The 17429-nt window shown below is 71.2% G+C and carries 12 protein-coding genes; 6 read left to right on the plus strand and 6 right to left on the minus strand.

Annotated features, from left to right (window positions below; genetic code table 11):
* Positions 1-12: 12 nt before the first annotated feature.
* Positions 13-2775, plus strand: a complete 2763-nt coding sequence (locus tag AB0J69_RS38235; protein WP_364127952.1) for a TIM barrel protein — start codon at positions 13-15, stop codon at positions 2773-2775.
* 5 nt (positions 2776-2780) lie between these two features.
* Here the strand turns inward: AB0J69_RS38235 and AB0J69_RS38240 are convergent, their stop codons facing one another.
* Positions 2781-4724 carry an FAD-dependent oxidoreductase gene (locus AB0J69_RS38240; RefSeq protein ID WP_364127954.1) on the minus strand — a complete coding sequence of 648 codons (1944 nt, stop codon included), beginning with the start codon at positions 4722-4724 and terminating at the stop codon, positions 2781-2783.
* 204 nt (positions 4725-4928) lie between these two features.
* On the opposite strand from AB0J69_RS38240, the gene AB0J69_RS38245 reads away from it, so the two are divergent.
* The 5 genes from AB0J69_RS38245 (at position 4929) to AB0J69_RS38265 (ending at position 10371) form a co-directional block, all read left to right on the plus strand.
* Positions 4929-5774: a shikimate dehydrogenase gene (locus tag AB0J69_RS38245; protein WP_364127957.1), complete on the plus strand. Its 846-nt coding sequence runs from the start codon at positions 4929-4931 to the stop codon at positions 5772-5774.
* Positions 5775-5785: 11 nt separating this feature from the next.
* Positions 5786-7510 carry a TIM barrel protein gene (locus AB0J69_RS38250; RefSeq protein WP_364127960.1) on the plus strand — a complete coding sequence of 575 codons (1725 nt, stop codon included), beginning with the start codon at positions 5786-5788 and terminating at the stop codon, positions 7508-7510.
* 9 nt (positions 7511-7519) lie between these two features.
* Positions 7520-8182, plus strand: coding sequence for a TetR/AcrR family transcriptional regulator (locus AB0J69_RS38255; protein ID WP_364127963.1), 663 nt, complete (start codon positions 7520-7522; stop codon positions 8180-8182).
* Between the two features lie 114 nt (positions 8183-8296).
* Complete coding sequence (locus AB0J69_RS38260; RefSeq protein ID WP_364127966.1) at positions 8297-9598, plus strand: MFS transporter; 1302 nt, start codon at positions 8297-8299, stop codon at positions 9596-9598.
* Positions 9595-10371: an N-acyl homoserine lactonase family protein gene (locus AB0J69_RS38265; RefSeq protein ID WP_364127969.1), complete on the plus strand. Its 777-nt coding sequence runs from the start codon at positions 9595-9597 to the stop codon at positions 10369-10371. Before AB0J69_RS38260 ends, AB0J69_RS38265 begins: the two co-directional genes overlap by 4 nt.
* A gap of 220 nt (positions 10372-10591) precedes the next feature.
* On the opposite strand, the gene AB0J69_RS38270 is transcribed toward AB0J69_RS38265, so the two are convergent.
* The 5 genes from AB0J69_RS38270 to AB0J69_RS38290 form a co-directional block, all read right to left on the minus strand.
* Complete coding sequence (locus AB0J69_RS38270; RefSeq protein WP_364127971.1) at positions 10592-12661, minus strand: PQQ-binding-like beta-propeller repeat protein; 2070 nt, start codon at positions 12659-12661, stop codon at positions 10592-10594.
* 151 nt (positions 12662-12812) lie between these two features.
* A complete protein-coding gene (locus AB0J69_RS38275; RefSeq protein WP_364127974.1) occupies positions 12813-13514 on the minus strand; it encodes an ABC transporter ATP-binding protein in 702 nt (233 codons plus the stop codon).
* The gene (locus tag AB0J69_RS38280; RefSeq protein ID WP_364127977.1) at positions 13511-15316 is read right to left on the minus strand and encodes a branched-chain amino acid ABC transporter ATP-binding protein/permease; all 1806 of its coding nucleotides are present in this window, start codon (positions 15314-15316) and stop codon (positions 13511-13513) included. The genes AB0J69_RS38275 and AB0J69_RS38280 overlap by 4 nt, the downstream gene beginning before the upstream one ends.
* Positions 15313-16182 carry a branched-chain amino acid ABC transporter permease gene (locus tag AB0J69_RS38285; RefSeq protein WP_364127980.1) on the minus strand — a complete coding sequence of 290 codons (870 nt, stop codon included), beginning with the start codon at positions 16180-16182 and terminating at the stop codon, positions 15313-15315. The genes AB0J69_RS38280 and AB0J69_RS38285 overlap by 4 nt, the downstream gene beginning before the upstream one ends.
* Before the next feature lies 1 nt (position 16183).
* On the minus strand, positions 16184-17326 hold the full coding sequence (locus tag AB0J69_RS38290; protein ID WP_364127983.1) for an ABC transporter substrate-binding protein: 1143 nt from the start codon (positions 17324-17326) through the stop codon (positions 16184-16186).
* Positions 17327-17429: the final 103 nt, after the last annotated feature.

The raw sequence follows: 17429 nt of genomic DNA on the forward strand, positions 1-17429 counted from the left end.
GGTGAGACGCCCATGCTCACCGCCGACCACGGCATGGCAACCCCTGTCAGCCGCCGCCCCGCGAGTCCTTCCCTGGCACTCGCGACGGTCTGCCTCTCCGGCACCCTGGAGGACAAGCTCGCGGCCGCCGCCGCGGCGGGCTTCGACGGGATCGAGATCTATGAGGACGACCTCATCGTGTCGAGCTGGTCACCGAGCCGGATCCGGCAGGAATGTGCCGACCTGGGGCTGTCGATCCACCTCTACCAGCCGTTCCGTGACTTCGAGGCGGTGCCGCCCGAGGCGCTCGAGGCCAACCTCCGCCGGGCGGAGCGGAAGTTCGACGTGCTGGAGCACCTTGGCACGCGCACGCTGGCGGTCTGCTCGACGACCTCCATGAGCGCGCTCGACGACGACGACCTCGCCGCGGAGCAGCTCCACACGCTGGCCGGCCGGGCCGCGCGGCGTGGCCTGCGCATCGCGTACGAGGGCCTGGCCTGGGGCCGGTTCGTGAACACCGTCGAGCACGCCTGGCGGATCGTCCGGCTCGCCGGGCACCCCGCGCTCGGGCTGTGCCTCGACAGCTTCCACCTGTTCGCCCGGGGCGACGATCCCGCCTGGATCCGTGCCGTGCCCGGTGCGAAGGTGTTCCACCTGCAGCTCGCCGACGCGCCGCGGCTGAACATGGACGTCCTGGAGTGGAGCGAGCACCACCGGCTGTTCCCCGGACAGGGCGTCTTCGATCTGACCGGCTTCGTCGGCCACGTCCTGGCCACCGGGTACGACGGCCCGCTCTCGATCGAGGTGTACAACGACGTCTGCCGGCAGGCGGATCCCCGGCACGTCGCCGTCGACGCGATGCGCTCGCTGCTGTCGCTGGAGGAGACGCTCGGCCCGGTGGCGGCCCGCGAACGCATCCAGCCGGCCGGCCTGCCGCCGGCTCCCCCGCTCGACGGTCACGTGTTCACCGAGCTGGCCGTGGACGAGATCTCCGGCCCGAACGTGGCGCGGGCGCTGGCCGCGCTCGGGTTCACGCACACCGGCCGGCACCGCTCCAAGCCGGTGCAGCTGTGGTCGCAGGCCAAGGCCCGGATCCTGCTGAACTTCGCACCGCAGCGGACAGTGCCGCCGGGCACCGCGGCCGTCTGCGCGCTGGCCGTCGAGAGCGCTGACCCGGCCGGCTCGGCCCGCCGGGCCGAGCGGCTGCTGGCGCCCGTGTTACCCCGCGCCCGGCGGGTGGAGGAGGCCGAGCTCAACTCCGTGGCCGCACCCGACGGGACCGCCGTCTTCTTCTGCCGTACGGGCGGGGACGACAACTGGCTCGACGACTTCGCCCCCACCGGCCGCACGGCCCCCGGCGAGGGTCTGCTGACCGGGACCGACCACGTCTCGCTCACCGAGTCGGTCGACGACTTCGACCAGGCCGCGCTCTTCTACCGTTCGGTGCTCGGCCTGCAGGCGACGCAGACCACCACGCTGCCCGCGCCGTTCGGGCTGATCCAGAGCCGGGCCGCGACCGATCCGGCGCACCACGTACGGATCAGCCTCAACACCGCGCCGCTCCGGCGGGGCGACTGGTCACCGGCGGTGCCGAGCCCCCAGCACGTCGCCTTCACCACGGACGACGCGATCGCCGCCGCGAAGGCGATGCGGGCGCTCGGCGCGCCGCTGCTGACGATCCCCGACAACTACTACGACGATCTCGACGCCCGCCTGGCGCTGCCGCGGGAACTCCTCACGGAGATGAGGCGGCACTCCATCCTCTACGACCGCGATCAACACGGCGAATACCTGCACTTCTACACCGAGATGCTCGGCGCGCGGATCTTCTTCGAGGTGGTGCAGCGCGTCGGCGAGTACTCCGGCTACGGCGCGGCGAACAGCGCGGCGGTGCGCATGGCCGCGCACCGCAGGCGCCGGCTGACCACGCTGCGGGAGCCGTCCGCCCTGGCCGGTGGCGACCACGACTACTCGCTGGCGCATCTGACGGCGCTCAGCCTCTCTCCGCCCGAACTGGTGAGCGCCGCCGCCGACGCGGGCTACCGGTACGTGGGCCTGCGCATGACCCGGGTCACCCCGCACGAGCCGCACCACCCCCTCGCCACCGACCCCGCCCTGATGCGCGCGACCAAGGTCCGCCTCGCGGCCACGGGAATCGAGGTGCTCGACATCGAGCTCGCCCGGATCGCGCCCGATGACGACCCCGCGGACTTCCTGCGCTTCCTGGAGGCCGGAGCCGAGCTCGGGGCCCGCCATGTCATCACGCAGCTCCCGGATCCCGACTTCGCCCGCAAGACCGACCGGTTCGCGCGGTTGTGCGAGCTGGCCGGGCCGCTCGGCCTCACCGTCGATCTCGAGTTCCCGTCGTGGACGCAGACGCCCGACCTCGCCGGAGCCGTCCGCGTCCTGCGGGCCGCCCGGCAGCCCAACGCGGGAATCCTGGTCGACCTGATCCACTTCGCGCGCTCCGGCTCCCGCGTGGCCGATCTCCGCGACCTGCCCCCCGAGTGGTTCCGCTTCGCCCACGTCTGCGACGCGCCGGCCGCGGCGCCGGCCACCCAGGAGGAGATCATCCATGCCGCCCGCTTCGAGCGCCTGTTCCCCGGCGAGGGCGGCATCGACGTGCACGGCATCCTCGGCGCCCTGCCACCCGGGATCCCGTACGCCCTGGAGATCCCCCGGGCCACGCTCGTGGCGCAGGTGGGCGCCAAGGAGCACGCCCGCCTCGCGATCACCGCGGCGCGCCGCCACCTCGACGCGGTCGCCCGGCGAGCGGGCCCGACCGAGGCGGCGTAGCGCGATCAGGGGGCGTCGCACGCCTGGCCGACGGTACGGGCCACCTCCTCCGCCGCCAGGAAGCACCGGTGGATCGACCCGCCGCTGCCCCCGGCGTCCCCGATGACGTGGACCCCGAGCCGCGGCCGCCGGGCCTCGCAGGCCGCCAGCAGGCCGGTGCGCGGGGCGACGCCATGGGAGATCAGCAGGGGCCCGGCGGCGGGCAGCCATTCTTCGTGGCCGTCGGACCGGACGAGCAGACGGTCGGGTTCGATGGACGTGATCGCGGACTCGGGGAGGATGCGCACCTTCGGGTTCCCGGTGAGCCGCGGCACCATGAGGATCTTGGCGCGGCGGCCGACGTCGGGCGCGAGGCTCGGCTGGGAGCCGATGAGCAGCACCTCGGCCCCGCCCGCGGCGAGGTGGTCGGCGACGGCGACCCCCTCGCGGTCGGCGCCCCAGATGACGCAGGCGCGGGGGACGTCCTCGCCGAGGGCGAGCCAGCGGCGTACGTCGAAGACGTGCGGCAGGCCGGCGCCCGGGACGTCCGGCAGGCGGCCGGTGCCGCCGGTGGCCAGCACGATGGCGTCCGCCTCGTGCTGCGCGAGCACCTCCGCGGTGACGGGGACACCGGTGCGGACGGTGACACCGAGCCGGTCCAGCTCGGCGGTGCACCACTCCAGGATGCGGTGATATTCCGGATACGCGGGGAGGCGGGCGGCGAGCGCGAACTGGCCACCGACGTACCCCGCGCGTTCCAGCACCCGCACCCGGTGGCCCTGCCCGGCCAGCCGCCGTGCCGCCTCCAGACCGGCCGGGCCCGCGCCGATCATCAGCACCGACGCCTTCTTCGAGGGGGCGCTCGGCGCGCCGAGGTGCTCCCGGCCCGCCCGAGGGTTGACCGAGCAGGGGATCGGCTCGCCGGTGCCCAGCTGATCGATGCAGTGGTTGCAGGCGATGCACGGCCGGTAGGGCCCGCCGGTCAGCGCGTGGCGGGGAAAGCCGGGGTCGGCGTGGAGCGTACGGGCCAGGGAGACGAAGTCGGCGCGGCCACCGGCGACGATCGCCTCGGCGCTCTCCGGCGTGCTGATCCGCCCGGCGACGCCGACCGGCAGCCCCAGCGCGCGGTAGCGCTCGGCGTACGGGGCGAGCAGGCCGCGCTCCCACTCGCCGGGCTGGATGATCCACTGCCCCGCCTCGTACGACCCGGCCGAGACGTCGAGGAAGTCCAGCAGGTCCAGGCGGGCGCGGGAGATCAGCTCGAAGGTGCGCTCCGCGCTCAGGCCGCCCTCGAAACCCTCGTGCGCGGAGACCCGCAAACCGACGGCCACGCCGGGTCCTGCCCGCTCCCGGACCGCCTCGACGACCAGGTCGAGGAAATGGAGGGGATCGGCGAACTCGTCGGTACGCAGGTTGAAGGCCGGGGAGAGGAACTGGTGCACGAGGTAACCGTGCGCGCCGTGGATCGTGATCACGTCCACACCCGCCTCGCGGCAGCGCCGGGCGCCCTCCCCGTAGGCCTCGACCAGCTCGTACACCTCCGCGGTGGCCAGCTCCAGCGGCAGCTCGCCGCCGGCCGGCAGGCACGGGACGGGGGAGGGGGCGATCGGGCGGAACCCGCTGACCGCGCCCTGGGCCGTGCGGCCCCCATGGTTCAGCTCGACACCGAACAGAGCGCCCTCGGCGTGCACGGCGGCGGCCAGCCGGGCGAGACCGGGGACGCGGGCGTCGACGTCGACGCCCATCTGGCGCAGCCGGCCCCTGCCGTCCGCGCGCACGTAGGCGGCCTCGGCGAACACCAGGGCGGCGCCGCCGCGCGCCCGCCGGGTCAGGTATTCGACGTAGCGGTGGGTGACGGTGCCGTCGATCTCGCAGTAGTTGCGCTCCATCGGTGCCGAGACGAACCGGTTGCGCAGGCGTACGGGGCCCAGAGCCAGCGGCCGTCCCACGGCCGGCCCGTCCCAGCTCATGATCGCGGTTCCTTCCGAGAGTACGGACTAGATAGTCCACAAAGCTGGGCCAGGGGCGCGGTGAAGTCAAGGGGGAGATCAATTCCGCGCGAACCGCCGCGGATTGCCCGCTAGCCACCTAACTCACTAGTACGTACATTAGGAGGGCCATGTCACGGGCCAAGCGCTCACGCGGCTGTCGTACCTGCTTGAAAGGAAGAAGTGATGGATTCGTTCCTGATCGGGTTGATCGGCTCGGGCATCGGCCCCTCCTTGAGCCCGCCGCTGCACGAGCAGGAGGCCGTGCACCACGGGTTGCACTACGTCTACCGGCTGCTCGACATCGATCGCGTGGGCGGTGACGTGGGCGAGCTGGTCCGTACGGCCCGGCGCTTCGGCTACGACGGGCTCAACGTCACCCACCCCTGCAAGCGGGACGTCATCCCGCACCTGGACGAGCTGTCGCCGGACGCCCGCATGCTCGGGGCGGTCAACACCGTGGTGTTCGACGGTGAGCGGGCCATCGGCCACAACACGGACTGGACGGGCTTCGCCGAGTCGTTCGCGCGGGGCCTGCCCGACGCGCCCGCCCACCGGATCGTGCAGCTCGGCGCCGGGGGAGCGGGGGCCGCGGTCGCGCATGCGCTGCTCACCATGGGCGCCGACCGGATCACCGTGGTCGACTCCGACCCGGCACGGGCGCGCGCACTCACCGGTGAGCTGGCCGCCCGCTTCGGTGCCGAACGGGCTCATCACGCCGGCCCGGCCGAGCTGCCGGAGCTGCTGGCCCGGGCCGAAGGGCTGGTGCACGCGACCCCGACCGGCATGGCCCGGCATCCGGGCCTGCCGCTGCCCGCCGAGCTCCTCCACCCCGGCCTGTGGGTGGCCGACATCGTCTACCGGCCGCTGGAGACCGAGCTGCTCAAGCAGGCGCGGGCGCTCGGCTGCCGGACGCTTGACGGTGGCGGCATGGTCGTCTTCCAGGCCGTGCACGCGTTCAGGCTGTTCACCGGCCGGGAGCCGGACGCCGAGCGGATGCTCGCCCACCTGACCGACCTCATCGCCGTCTGAAGGAGGAAATCGTGCGCAAGTCCATCGCCACCGTGTCGGTGAGCGGCACCCTGGCCGAGAAGCTGGCGGCCATCGCGGCCGCCGGGTTCGACGGGGTGGAGATCTTCGAGAACGACCTGCTGGCCTGCCCGCTGCCGCCGGAGGAGGTCCGGGCCAGGGCCGCCGACCTGGGCCTCGGCATCGACCTCTACCAGCCCTTCCGCGACTTCGAGGCGGTGCCCCCCGAGGTGCTGGCGCGCAACCTGCGCCGGGCCGAGCACAAGTTCCGGCTCATGGAGCGCCTCGGCGCGGATCTGCTGCTGGTCTGCTCGAACGTCTCGCCCGCCGCGATCGGCGACGACGAGCTGGCCGCCGAGCACCTGCGGCTGCTGGCCGAGCGGGCCGCCGAGCACGGGATCCGCATCGCCTACGAGGCGCTGGCCTGGGGCCGGCACGTCAACGAGTATCTGCACGCCTGGCGCGTCGCGCGGCTGGCCGACCACCCCAACCTGGGCGTGTGCCTGGACAGCTTCCACATCCTCTCGCGCGGCTCCGACCCGATCGGCATCGAGGCCATCCCCGGGGAGAAGATCTTCTTCCTGCAGCTCGCCGACGCGCCGCTGCTGGCCATGGACGTGCTGCAGTGGAGCCGCCACTACCGCTGCTTCCCGGGGCAGGGCAACTTCGACCTGGCCGGGCTCGTCGCCAGCGTGCGGCGTACGGGCTACGCCGGGCCGCTGTCGCTGGAGGTGTTCAACGACGTCTTCCGCCAGGCGTCGGCGGAGCGCACCGCGCTGGACGGCATGCGCTCGCTCATCGCGCTGGAGCAGGACCTCAACGGTGCGGCGCAGCCGGCCGTGCCCGCCGGTTTCGCCTTCGCCGAGCTGGCCGACACCGGCGCGCTCGGCGGGATGCTGGCCGCGCTCGGCTTCGCGCGTACCGGGACGCATCCCACCAAACCTGTCGAGCTGTGGGAGCAGGGCGGCGCGCGGCTGCTGCTCAACACCACGGGCGCCGACCCCGCGCTGATCGCCATCGGCCTGGACGGCCCCGACCCCGCCGGCGCGGCCAAGCACGCCGAGTCGCTGCTCTCACCGGTCCTGCCGCGCGAGCGCGCCCCGGAGGAGGCCAAGCTGGAGGCGGTGGCCGCGCCGGACGGCACCGAGATCTTCTTCTGCGACGACGCCTGGCTCGCCGACTTCGCCCCCTCGGGACCCGTGCCCGGACCGGTCACCGGCATCGACCACGTGGCCCTCACCCAGCCGCGGCACCACTTCGACGAGGCCGCGCTGTTCTACCGCAGCGTGCTCGGGCTGCGCCCGCAGGAGAGCCTGGAGCTGCCCGACCCGTACGGCCTGCTGCGCAGCAAGGCCATGTCGGGCCCCGACGGCGCCGTCCGCGTCGTGGTGAACATCGCCCAGGTCGGCGCGGACCTCCTCCCCTGGCAGCACGTAGCGCTGGCCTGCGACGACGTCGTGTCCGTCGCCCGCAGGCTGCGAAGGGAGCACCCCGGGCTGCTGCTGCCGATCCCCGGCAACTACTACGACGACCTGGAGGCCCGCCACGAGGTCGATCCCGAGCTGCGCGACCTCGGCGTGCTCTACGACCGGGACGAGCACGGCGAGTTCCTGCACCTGTACACCGTCACCGTGGGCCGGGTCTTCTTCGAGATCGTCCAGCGGATCGGCGGGTACGAGGGCTACGGCGCCGGCAACGCCCCCATCCGGCTCGCGGTCCAGCACGCGGAAGGTCACTAGGATGGGCGGGTGACCGCTCAGCCCGCCGCCCCCGAGCGCCGGCGGGACCCAGACGGCACCAGGTCGGAGATCCTCGAGGTCGCCCAGCAGGAGTTCGCCCGCCACGGCTACGCGGGGGCGCGGGTGGACGAGATCGCCGCTCGCATGCGCACGACCAAGCGCATGATCTACTACTACTTCGGCAGCAAGGAGCGGCTCTACGTCGCCGTGCTGGAGAAGGCCTACGCCGAGGTCCGCGAGATGGAGCGGGCGGTCCAGGTGGAGCACCTGGCGCCGGTGGAGGCCATCCGCACGCTGGCCGAGCTGGCCTTCGACCACCACGACCTGCTCCGCGACTTCATCAAGCTGGTCACGATCGAGAACGTCCACCAGGCCGAGCACATCCGCACGTCGCAGGCCCTGACCAACCTGGGCACACCCGTGCTCGACCTCATCGAGGCGATCCTCGAAGCGGGCACGGCGAGCGGCGACTTCGTCGCCTGCCTGACCCAGGGGGCCGACGCCATCGACGTGCACATGCTGATCAGCTCGTTCTGCTTCTTCCGGGTGGCCAACCAGCACACCTTCGGCGCGCTGTTCGGGCGCGACATGAGCGCGCCCGAGCATCGTGCCCGGTTGCGCGCGATGGTGGGGGATATGGTCGTGGCCTATGTACGGGGCTCGGGCGCCTGATCCTGATCAGAACCCTTAATCCTGCGGCAACGCACTTGTAATGTACGAACCGGTGAGTTAGTTTCCTGTCACCGCACTACCCCCCGATGTCGCTGTGAGGAGCATATTGTGACGGTGCAGGGCAAACCCCGCAAAGCGGCCATTGCGGCCTGGATCGGCAGCGCCTTGGAGTATTACGACTTCTTCATCTATGGCACCGCCGCCGCCCTGGTCTTCAACAAGATCTTCTTCCCCTCCTCCTCGCCCGCCACAGGGACGCTGCTGGCGCTGGCCACGTTCGGCGTGGGTTACCTGGCCAGGCCGGTGGGCGCCTTCGTGCTCGGGCACATGGGTGACAAGTTCGGCCGCAAGCGCGTGCTGGTCACCACGCTGGTGCTGATGGGCGGCTCGACGTTCCTGGTGGGCTGCCTGCCCACGTACGACCAGGTGGGCCTGCTGGCACCGGTCCTGCTGGTGGTGCTGCGCCTGCTGCAGGGCTTCTCGGTCTCCGGCGAGCAGGCCGGCGCCAACTCCATGACCCTGGAGCACGCGCCGGAGAACCGCCGGGCCTACTACACGAGCTTCACGCTGAACGGCACCCAGGCCGGCCAGATCATCGCCACCGCGATCTTCCTGCCGATCGCGGTCCTGCCCGAGGAGGACCTGCTGAGCTGGGGCTGGCGGGTGCCGTTCTGGCTGAGCGTGGTGGTGGCGGTGGTCGGGCTGATCATCCGGCGCACGCTGGAGGAGACGCCCGCCTTCGAGCAGGAGGTCGCCACCAACAGCGTGCCCAAGGCGCCGCTGGCGGTGCTGTTCCGCGAGCAGTGGCGCGACGTGCTGCGGGTGGTGGTGGCCGCGGTCATCGCCTCGGTCAGCACGATCTTCACCGTGCACGCCCTGTCGTACGCGGTCAACACGATGGGCCTGGAGCGCGGGCCCATGTTGTGGGTCGGCGTGCTGGCCAACGTCGCCGCGGTGATCAGCATCCCGCTGTGGGGCAAACTGTCCGACCGGGTCGGCCGCAAGCCGGTCTTCGTCGGCGGGTCGCTCGGCTGCGCGGTGCTCATGTTCGCCTACCTGTGGTCGATCTCCGCCGGCAACTACGCGCTGATCTTCATCGCCGGCATCGTGATGTTCGGCGTGGTGCACAGCGCCACCAGCGCCGTCTGGCCGTCGTTCTATGGGGAGATGTTCACCACCCGGGTCCGGTTGTCCGGCATGGCCATCGGCACCCAGATCGGCTTCGCCATCGCCGGCTTCGCGCCCACCGTGGCCACCGCCGTGGCCGGCACCGGGCCCGAGAGCTGGCTCGGCGTCTCGATCATCACCGCGGTGGTGTGCCTGGTGAACGTGGCCGCCGTGGCCACCGCCAGGGAGACGTACCAGGTGCCGACCGCCCAGCTCGGGCTCAAGCCCGCCGGGCGGGTGAAGGTGTGAGCGGCTTCCGCGTCCACGCCGTACGCTACGCGCAGCGCGACGCCCGGCGCGGCGAGCACTTCCACGGCTACGAGCCCGGCGGCGAGAGCTCCCACCCGACCGCCTACTACGTCTGGCTGGCGGTCTCCGACGCGCACACGGTCGTCGTCGACACCGGCATCGCCCAGGAGCGGGCGGCGCGCGTCGAGGGCGTCGACTACCGCTGCTCGCCCGTCGAGGCCCTGGCCGAGCTGGGCGTCGCCGCCGAGTCGGTGGACCACGTGGTGCTGACCCACCTGCACTACGACCACACCGGCACCGCCCACGAGTTCCCCCGCGCCCGGTACGTCGTGCAGCAGGCCGAGCTCGACTACTGGACCGGCCCCTGGGCCGAGCGGATCGCGCGCGAGCGCTGGCTGCTCAACGACCACGACCTCGGCCACCTGCTCTCCGCCAGGAAGGACGGGCGGGTGCGGGTGGTGGACGGGGACGCGTTCGTGGTGCCCGGCCTGAGCGTGCACCTGGTCGGCGGGCACACGGCGGGCATGCAGGTGGTCCGGGTCGAGACTTCCCGCGGCCACGTGGTGCTGGCCTCCGACGCCAGCCACTTCTACGAGAACATCGAGGGTGACCGGCCCTTCCCGATCCTGCACAGCATGACCGGCATGTACGGCGCCTTCGACCGCATCAAGGAGCTGGCAGACGCCCCCGGACTCGTGGTCGCCGGCCACGACCCCCTGGTCCTGGAACGTTTCCCCCGGCTCACCCCCGACGTCGCCCTGATCGCCCCCTGACCGCTCGAACCCCAACCGGCCCCGCCGATTCCCCTTCCCTCATGAGGACCCCGGCCGAAGTGCGGCGGAGGGCGGGCGCGGGCCCCCTTCCCCCGCCCAAATCTCCCCCCGATTCCCCTTTCCCCGCCCAGGGTCTCCCGCCGATTCCCCTTCCCTCACCCAAGGACCCCCGCCGGAGTGCGGCGGGGGTGTGGTGACGTGTGCGGGGGACCCCGGAGGGTCAGGCGGGCAGGACCTCGATCTTGCCGGTGGGGCGCGGGCTGAAGGTGTCGTTGAAGAAGTACTCGCCCGGCTTGGTGAAGGTGTACTGGAACGACTCGCCCGGCTTGAGCCGGATGTCGAAGAGGCCCTCGAAGAACTGCGTGGCCCCGTGCACGTTGACGTTGTCGGCGGGGTTGACGAAGGTGACGGTGGTCCCGGCGGGGACGCGCAGGTGGGTGGGGGCCATGGCGTTGACGGCCGTGGACTCCTCCGTGCCGACCTGCCCGTTGGCAAAGACGCGGGCGAGCACCACGGTGTTGTTCACCGCGCTGCCGTCCACCGGCTGGCCGGAGACCGGGCGGCGGACCACGGGCGGCGGCGGGGTGTCGGCAGGCGGCACGGTGCCGCCGAGCTTGAAGGCCCACAGGTGGTCGCCGCGCGGGGCGGAGTTGCCGTACGGGATGCTGGTGCCGCCGGCGTAGACGGCGATGTACTGCTCGCCGTCGATCTCGTAGGCGATGGGGGAGCTGCTGACGCCGGCGCCGGTCTGCCAGCGCCACAGCTCGCGGCCGTCGCGGGCGTCCAGGCAGAGCAGGTTGCCGTCGGGCTGGCCGATGAACAGCAGGTCGGAGCCGGTGGTGAGGATGCCGTTGCCGTGGGCCAGCGAGTACGGCATGTTCTTCTTCCAGCGGACCCGGTTCGTGGAGGGGTCCACGGCCACGACGCCGCCGGTCATGTACTCGCCGGGCGGCCGCAGCCCGTTGGACGACTCGGTGAGGGAGTGGGCGGCGGCGACGTAGCCGAAGCCGGTGTAGACCAGGCGGGTGCTGTGGCTGTAGGACTGATGGTTCCAGTCGGCGCCGCCGCCGTGGCCGGGGATGGTGAGGATCGGCTCGTCCCAGTGCGGGGTGTACAGCGGCCCGATCTTGTAGTTGGGCACGGCACGGTAGGGCAGGCCGGGGATCTCGGTGCCGAGCGGCTGCCGTACCGGGGTCTGCTCGGTCCAGCCGCCCTGGCGCGGGAAGGGCTGGGTGGGCCAGGTCTTCTGCCGGGGCTCCTGCGGCACGGGCACCTCGTCGATGCCCAGCGGGGCCGAGCCGTCGGCGCGGTCGAGGATGTAGTACATCCCGGTCTTGCTGCCGTACACGACGAGTTTGCGCGTCCGCCCCCGCACGCGTGCGTCGAGCAGGACGGGCGCCATGACGTTGTCCATGTCCCAGATGTCGTGGTGGATGGACTGGAAGTGCCAGCGGTACGCGCCCGTCTTCAGGTCCATGGCGACGAGCGAGTTGGCGAACAGGTTCTGGCCGCCGCGCTCGGAGCCGTCCTGCGACGACTTGCTGCCCCTGGCGTTGCCGAACGTCCAGTAGACCAGGCCCAGCTCGGCGTCGATGGCGCAGTGCATCCACGGCGTCGCCCCGCCGACCTGCCAGGAGTCGCCCTCCCAGGTGTCGCCGCCGATCTGGCCGGGGGCGGCCGTGCCCCAGAAGTGCCACACCAGGTCGCCGGTCTCCGCGTCGAAGGCCAGGGCGGCGCCGCGCGGGCCGTCGTTGGTGCCGCAGTAGAGCATGCCGTCGTGGTAGGTGACGGCGACCTTCTCCAGGTTGCCGTACCCGTTGTGCTGGCGCTCCCAGAGCACCTGGCCGGTGCGCTGGTCGAGGGCGATCAGCCAGTTGTCGTTGGCGCAGGTGAACACCTTGCCCGCGCCGACCGCCACGCCGCGCCGGGTGACCGCGCCGCGCGTCTGCGCGTACTTCCAGATCATGGCCCCGGTACGGCCGTCCACCGCGACGACGTTGCCCAGTGCCGACTCGATGTAGAGGACACCGTCCACGGCCACGGCGGTGCTCTGGCTGTTGCCCGCCATGAGCCCGCCCTCGATGTTGTTCACCCACGCGGCCCGCAGCCGCTTGATGTTGCCTCGGTGAAGAGCACTGAGCCGGCTGTGGTTCTGGTTGGCCAGGTTGCCGCCGACCTTCGGGAAGTTCCGCTCGGATCGGTGTACGGCGGCGGCGGCCGGGGTCTGCCCGGCTCCCGCGAGTGCGACGGCGGCGACGGCGCCCGCGAGTAACTCTCGACGACGGACCATGACCATCCCTTCATGTTCCACTACGTGGACTGTTAGTGCCATTCAATGGACGAACCATAGAGCGGTGTCCAGAGGTCGTCAATGGACCGTCTGATCCGCCTAGTGGACCTGGATCAGGGCATGCTGCCGCAGCGCGGCCAGGAGCGCGCGGTCACAGGCCGAGATAGATCCGCCGGACCTGGGGGTCGTTGCTCAGCTCGGCCGAGGTGCCGCTCGCGGCGATCTCGCCGTTCTCCATGACCAGGCAGGTGGTGGTGACGTCGAAGGTGAGCTTGGCGTTCTGCTCGACGAGCAGGATGGACAGACCGGCGGCGTTGAGCTTCTTGAGCACGCCGGCGATGTCCGCCACGAGCTTCGGCGACAGCCCCATCGAGGGCTCGTCCAGCAGCATCACCTTGGGCCGGCACATCATGGCCCGGCCGACGGCCAGCATCTGCTGCTGGCCGCCGGACAGCGCGCCGGCCAGCCGGCCCCGCATCTCGCCCAGCACGGGGAACAACTCGTACACGTCGTCGATCGGGGTGCGTTTCCAGCTGCTGGCGTACGCGCCGAGCAGCAGGTTCTTCTCCACGGTGAGCCCGGGGAAGACGTGCCTGCCCTCCGGCACGTAGCCGATGCCGTGCCGGACCAAGGTGTGCGCGGGCGCGCGCAGCAGGTTGTGCTCGCCGAAGCGGATGGTCCTGGCCTGCCGCGGCGCCAGGCCCATGACCGCCTTGAGGGTGGAGGTCTTGCCCGCTCCGTTGGCGCCGATGATGCCCAGCGACTGGCCGGGTTCGACGGTGAAGGAGACGTCGTGGGCGGCACGGACGCCGCCGTAGTGAACCGACAGTCCTTCCACGGTCAGCGTGGTCATCGGGTTGCCTCCTCGACGGCGGCCTCGGCGGTCTCCTCGGTCGGTGCGGACATCGAGTCACCGAGATAGGCGGCGACCACGTCCGGGTGCACGGCGACCTCGGCCGGCTGTCCATCGGCGATCACCTTGCCGCTGGACAACACGGTGACCTGGTCGCACAGGGACATGACCAGGCCCATGTTGTGCTCGATGATGATCACGGTGACGCCCGAGTCCCTGATGGACCGGACGATGTCGGCGAGCTGGCGCACCTCTTCGCCGTTGAGCCCGGCGGCGGGTTCGTCGAGCAGCAGCAGGGTGGGGGACATCGCCATGGCGCGGGCCAGCTCGATGCGGCGCTGGATGCCGTACGGCAGCGAGCGCGGCTCGGCGTCGGAGACCTCGGCGAGCCCGAAGCGCTCGATCAGCTCCCCGGCCCGCCGCCGCAGCGCCTGCTCGTACCCCAGGACCTTCCACGGCAGGCTCGGGTAGCGCCAGATCCACGAGGTACGGGTGCGGTCCAGCCCCAGCAGGAGGTTCTCGCGCACGCTGAGGTCCTCGAACAGGCGCAGGTTCTGGAAGGTACGCGCGACGCGGCGCAGGGACAGCTGGTACGGCGCCATCCCCGTCACGTCGTGCCCGCGCAGCACCACCGATCCCTGGCTGGGCCGGTAGAACCCGCTGACCACGTTGAACAGCGTCGTCTTGCCCGAGCCGTTGGGCCCGACGATGCCCCGGATCTGACCCGTGGGAACGGTGAGGGAGACGGCGTCGAGCGCGACCAGCCCCTTGAACCGCATCGTCACCTCCCGGATCTCCAGCGCGTCCTCCTCGGCGGCCGGAGAGGTGGCCTCGTAGGGCTGGAACGGGCCGAGCTGGGCCCGCGAGCCGCCGCCGCGCCCACGCAGGAGAGAGCGGATCTGCCCCGGCAGGCCCGCCAGCCCCTTGGGCGCGAACACCACCACGAGCACGACCACCAGGCCGTAGCCCAGCTGGGCGAAGCCGGAGGCGTCCAGCAGCGCCTCCCTGACCAGGGACAGCGCGACCGCGCCGACGACGCAGCCCAGGATGCTGCTGCGGCCGCCGATGATCACCATGGCGAGCAGCAGGAACATGTTCGCGATGTTGAACGACTCGGGGGCCACGAAGCGGATGAGCCCGGCGTACAGGATGCCGGCCAGGCCGCCGTACAGGCCGGACAGCACGAACGCGGTCATCCGCAGCAGCGGGATCTCCGCGCCGAGCGCGCCCGCGGCCAGGTCGTCGTCGCGCATCGCGCGCAGCCGGCGGCCCAGCGGCGACCGGGTGACCAGCAGCGCGAAGGCCAGGGCGACGGCGAAGACGATCAGCTCGACGTAGTAGAACAGGTAGCCGCTGGACAGGTCGAGGCCGAACATCGACGGCACCGGGATGTCGCTGATGCCCTCGGCGCGGCCGGCGACGTGGGCGTTGGTGACCCAGTTGGTGAAGGCGAGCGCCAGGCCGAGGGTGACGATGCCGAGATAGTGCGACTGCATGCGCAGCGCGGGGATGCCCACCAGCACGCCGAACACCACGGCGGCCAGCAGCGCCAGCGCGGACGCCGTCCAGAAGCCGAACCCCGCCTTCGTGGTGAGGATGGCGACCGCGTAGGCGCCGACCCCGAAGAAGGCGACCTGGGCCAGGTTGATCTGCCCGGCCACGCCCATGGTCAGGCCGAGCCCGATGGCCAGGATCGCGAAGATGATCGCGACGTCGGCGACGTGGATGGCGTAACCGCCCAGGCCGTAGGGCAGCAGCCAGGCCGCGACGGCCAGCGGCACCAGCCATAGGAGACGTTTCATGCGCGGTTCACCGTTGCCTCTCCGAAGATGCCGGTGGGGCGGATCATGACGATGACGGCGAAGACGAGGAAGGTGACCAGCTCGGAGTACTCCTGGAAGTTGCCCGCGGCGAAGGAGTCGAGCAGCCCGAAGGCCAGGCCGCCGACGATGGCGCCGGGCATGCTGCCGAACCCGCCGAGCATGGCCGCCGCGAAGCCCTTGATGCCCAGGGTGCCGCCCATCGTGGGATTGACGTACAGCATGGGGCCGATCAGGCTGCCGGCCAGTGCCGCGAGCCCGGCGCCGATGGCGAAGGCCATGGCGTTGCTGCGGCCCACGTGGATGCCGACCGCGGTGGCGGCCTGGTGGTCCATCGCGACCGCCTGCATGGCGGCGCCGCGCTTGGTGCGCTGCAGGAACAGCGCCAGCAGGCCGGTGGCCGCCGCCGCGATGGCGATGACCAGCAGGCTGTAGGTGGGGATGCGGATGCCCGCCACGTCGATCGGCCCGGTCGCCACCGGAGAGGGCACCGCGTGGCCGGTGGCGCCCCAGATGAGCACCGCCCCGGCCTCCAGCACCGCGCCGAAGCCGATCGTGCCGATCAGCATCAGCGTGAAGTCCTTGTTCTCCAGCGGGCGCAGGAAGCGCTCGATGACCAGGCCGATCAGTGCCGTGACCGCGATGGCCACGATGATCGCCACGGCGAAGGGCAGCTTGCTGGCCATGTAGAAGGTGGAGGCGGCGTACGCGCCGATCATGACGACGCTGCCGTGGGCGAAGTTGACCAGGCCCATGGTGCGGTAGACGATCGAGAAGCCCATCGCCACCAGCGCGTACACCGCCCCGAACGTGACCCCGCCGATCAGGGTCTGGAGGAAGACCTGCACGTCAGCTCGCGGCCTCGGGCACGACCTTGCCGTCCTTTACCAGGCCGATCTTGGTCTCGTGGATGCCGACGCCGTTGGCGTCGTAGTTGTAGTTCCCCAGCAGCCCCGCCCGCTTGACGCCGCGGATGGCGTCGGCCAGCTTCTGCCCGCCCTCGCCGTTGGTCTGCTTGAGCGCCTCGATCAGGATGGACGCGCCGTCGTAGGCCTTGGCCACGTGCATGCGGGCGTCCTCGTTGTAGGCGGCCTTGTACTTGGCGGCGAACGTCTTGATCTCCTCGGTGGCCTCGTTGCTCAGGTAGGGGGAGCTGACCACGGTGCCCTCGGCGTTCTTCAGCCCGGCCGTGGTGGCGTACACGTCGGTGCCCACGGGGGCGCCGCCGGCGAAGACCGCCTTGATGCCGAGCTCGCGCGCCTGCTTGGCGATCAGCCCGGACTGGACCTCCTCGGCGCCGATGAACAGCACCTCCGGGTCCTGCTCGCGGATCTTGGCCAGGTTGGAGTTGAAGTCCTTCTGGTCGGGGGTGACGACCTCGTCGGCGGACGGGGTGACGTTCCTGGTCTTGAGCGAGGCCAGGAAGGCGTCGTGCTCGCCGGATCCGTACGCGCCGTTGTTGCTGATCAGCGCGATCTTCTTCATGCCCTTGTCGTCCACGAGGTACTTGGCCAGCGTCTCGTCGAAGGTGACGCTGGTCGGCGCGTTGAGGAACAGGAACGGGCTCTTCAGCTCGGCCAGCTTCGGCGACTGGCCCGAGGTGATGTTCGGGATCTTGGCGTCCTTCAGGATGGGCGCCATCGCCAGCGTGACCGCGCTCTCGGCGGTGCCCAGCATCGCGATGTAGCCCTCGGCCGCGATCTTCCTGGCCACGTTGGTGCCCACCGTGGGGTCGCCCTGGCTGTCGAACAGGTCGAGCTTGATCTGCCGCCCGTTGACGCCGCCGGCCTTGTTGGCCTCCTCGATGGCGAGCTTGACGCCCTTGTGCTCCCACTGGCCGAGCGAGCTGAGCTGGCCGCTCTGCGCGTTGACGTTCGCGATCTTGATGGGGCCGGTGGCGTTCGCCTCGGTGCTTCCGGACTGGCCGGGAGGGGCACAGGCGGCGAGGGCTATCAGGGCCGCAGCTGCGATGGAGAATCTCGTGAAATGCACGGTTCACCTCGTAGGGGGGTGGGTGAGTATTAATTCACGGACTAGTACGTTCGTTATAACGTCAGGATGCGACTCAGGGAATCTCGAACTTACAACGGTTTCG

Source organism: Nonomuraea sp. NPDC049709 (genome assembly GCF_040674815.1).
Classification (GTDB): Bacteria; Actinomycetota; Actinomycetes; order Streptosporangiales; family Streptosporangiaceae; genus Nonomuraea.

Bases quoted from the DNA above. Each gene is read 5' to 3' on its own strand.
- AB0J69_RS38235 (WP_364127952.1), top strand. From the start codon at position 13: ATGCTCACCGCCGACCACGGCATGGCAACCCCTGTCAGCCGCCGCCCC.
- AB0J69_RS38240 (WP_364127954.1), bottom strand. From the start codon at position 4,724: ATGAGCTGGGACGGGCCGGCCGTGGGACGGCCGCTGGCTCTGGGCCCC.
- AB0J69_RS38245 (WP_364127957.1), top strand. From the start codon at position 4,929: ATGGATTCGTTCCTGATCGGGTTGATCGGCTCGGGCATCGGCCCCTCC.
- AB0J69_RS38270 (WP_364127971.1), bottom strand. From the start codon at position 12,661: ATGGTCCGTCGTCGAGAGTTACTCGCGGGCGCCGTCGCCGCCGTCGCA.
- AB0J69_RS38275 (WP_364127974.1), bottom strand. From the start codon at position 13,514: ATGACCACGCTGACCGTGGAAGGACTGTCGGTTCACTACGGCGGCGTC.
- AB0J69_RS38280 (WP_364127977.1), bottom strand. From the start codon at position 15,316: ATGAAACGTCTCCTATGGCTGGTGCCGCTGGCCGTCGCGGCCTGGCTG.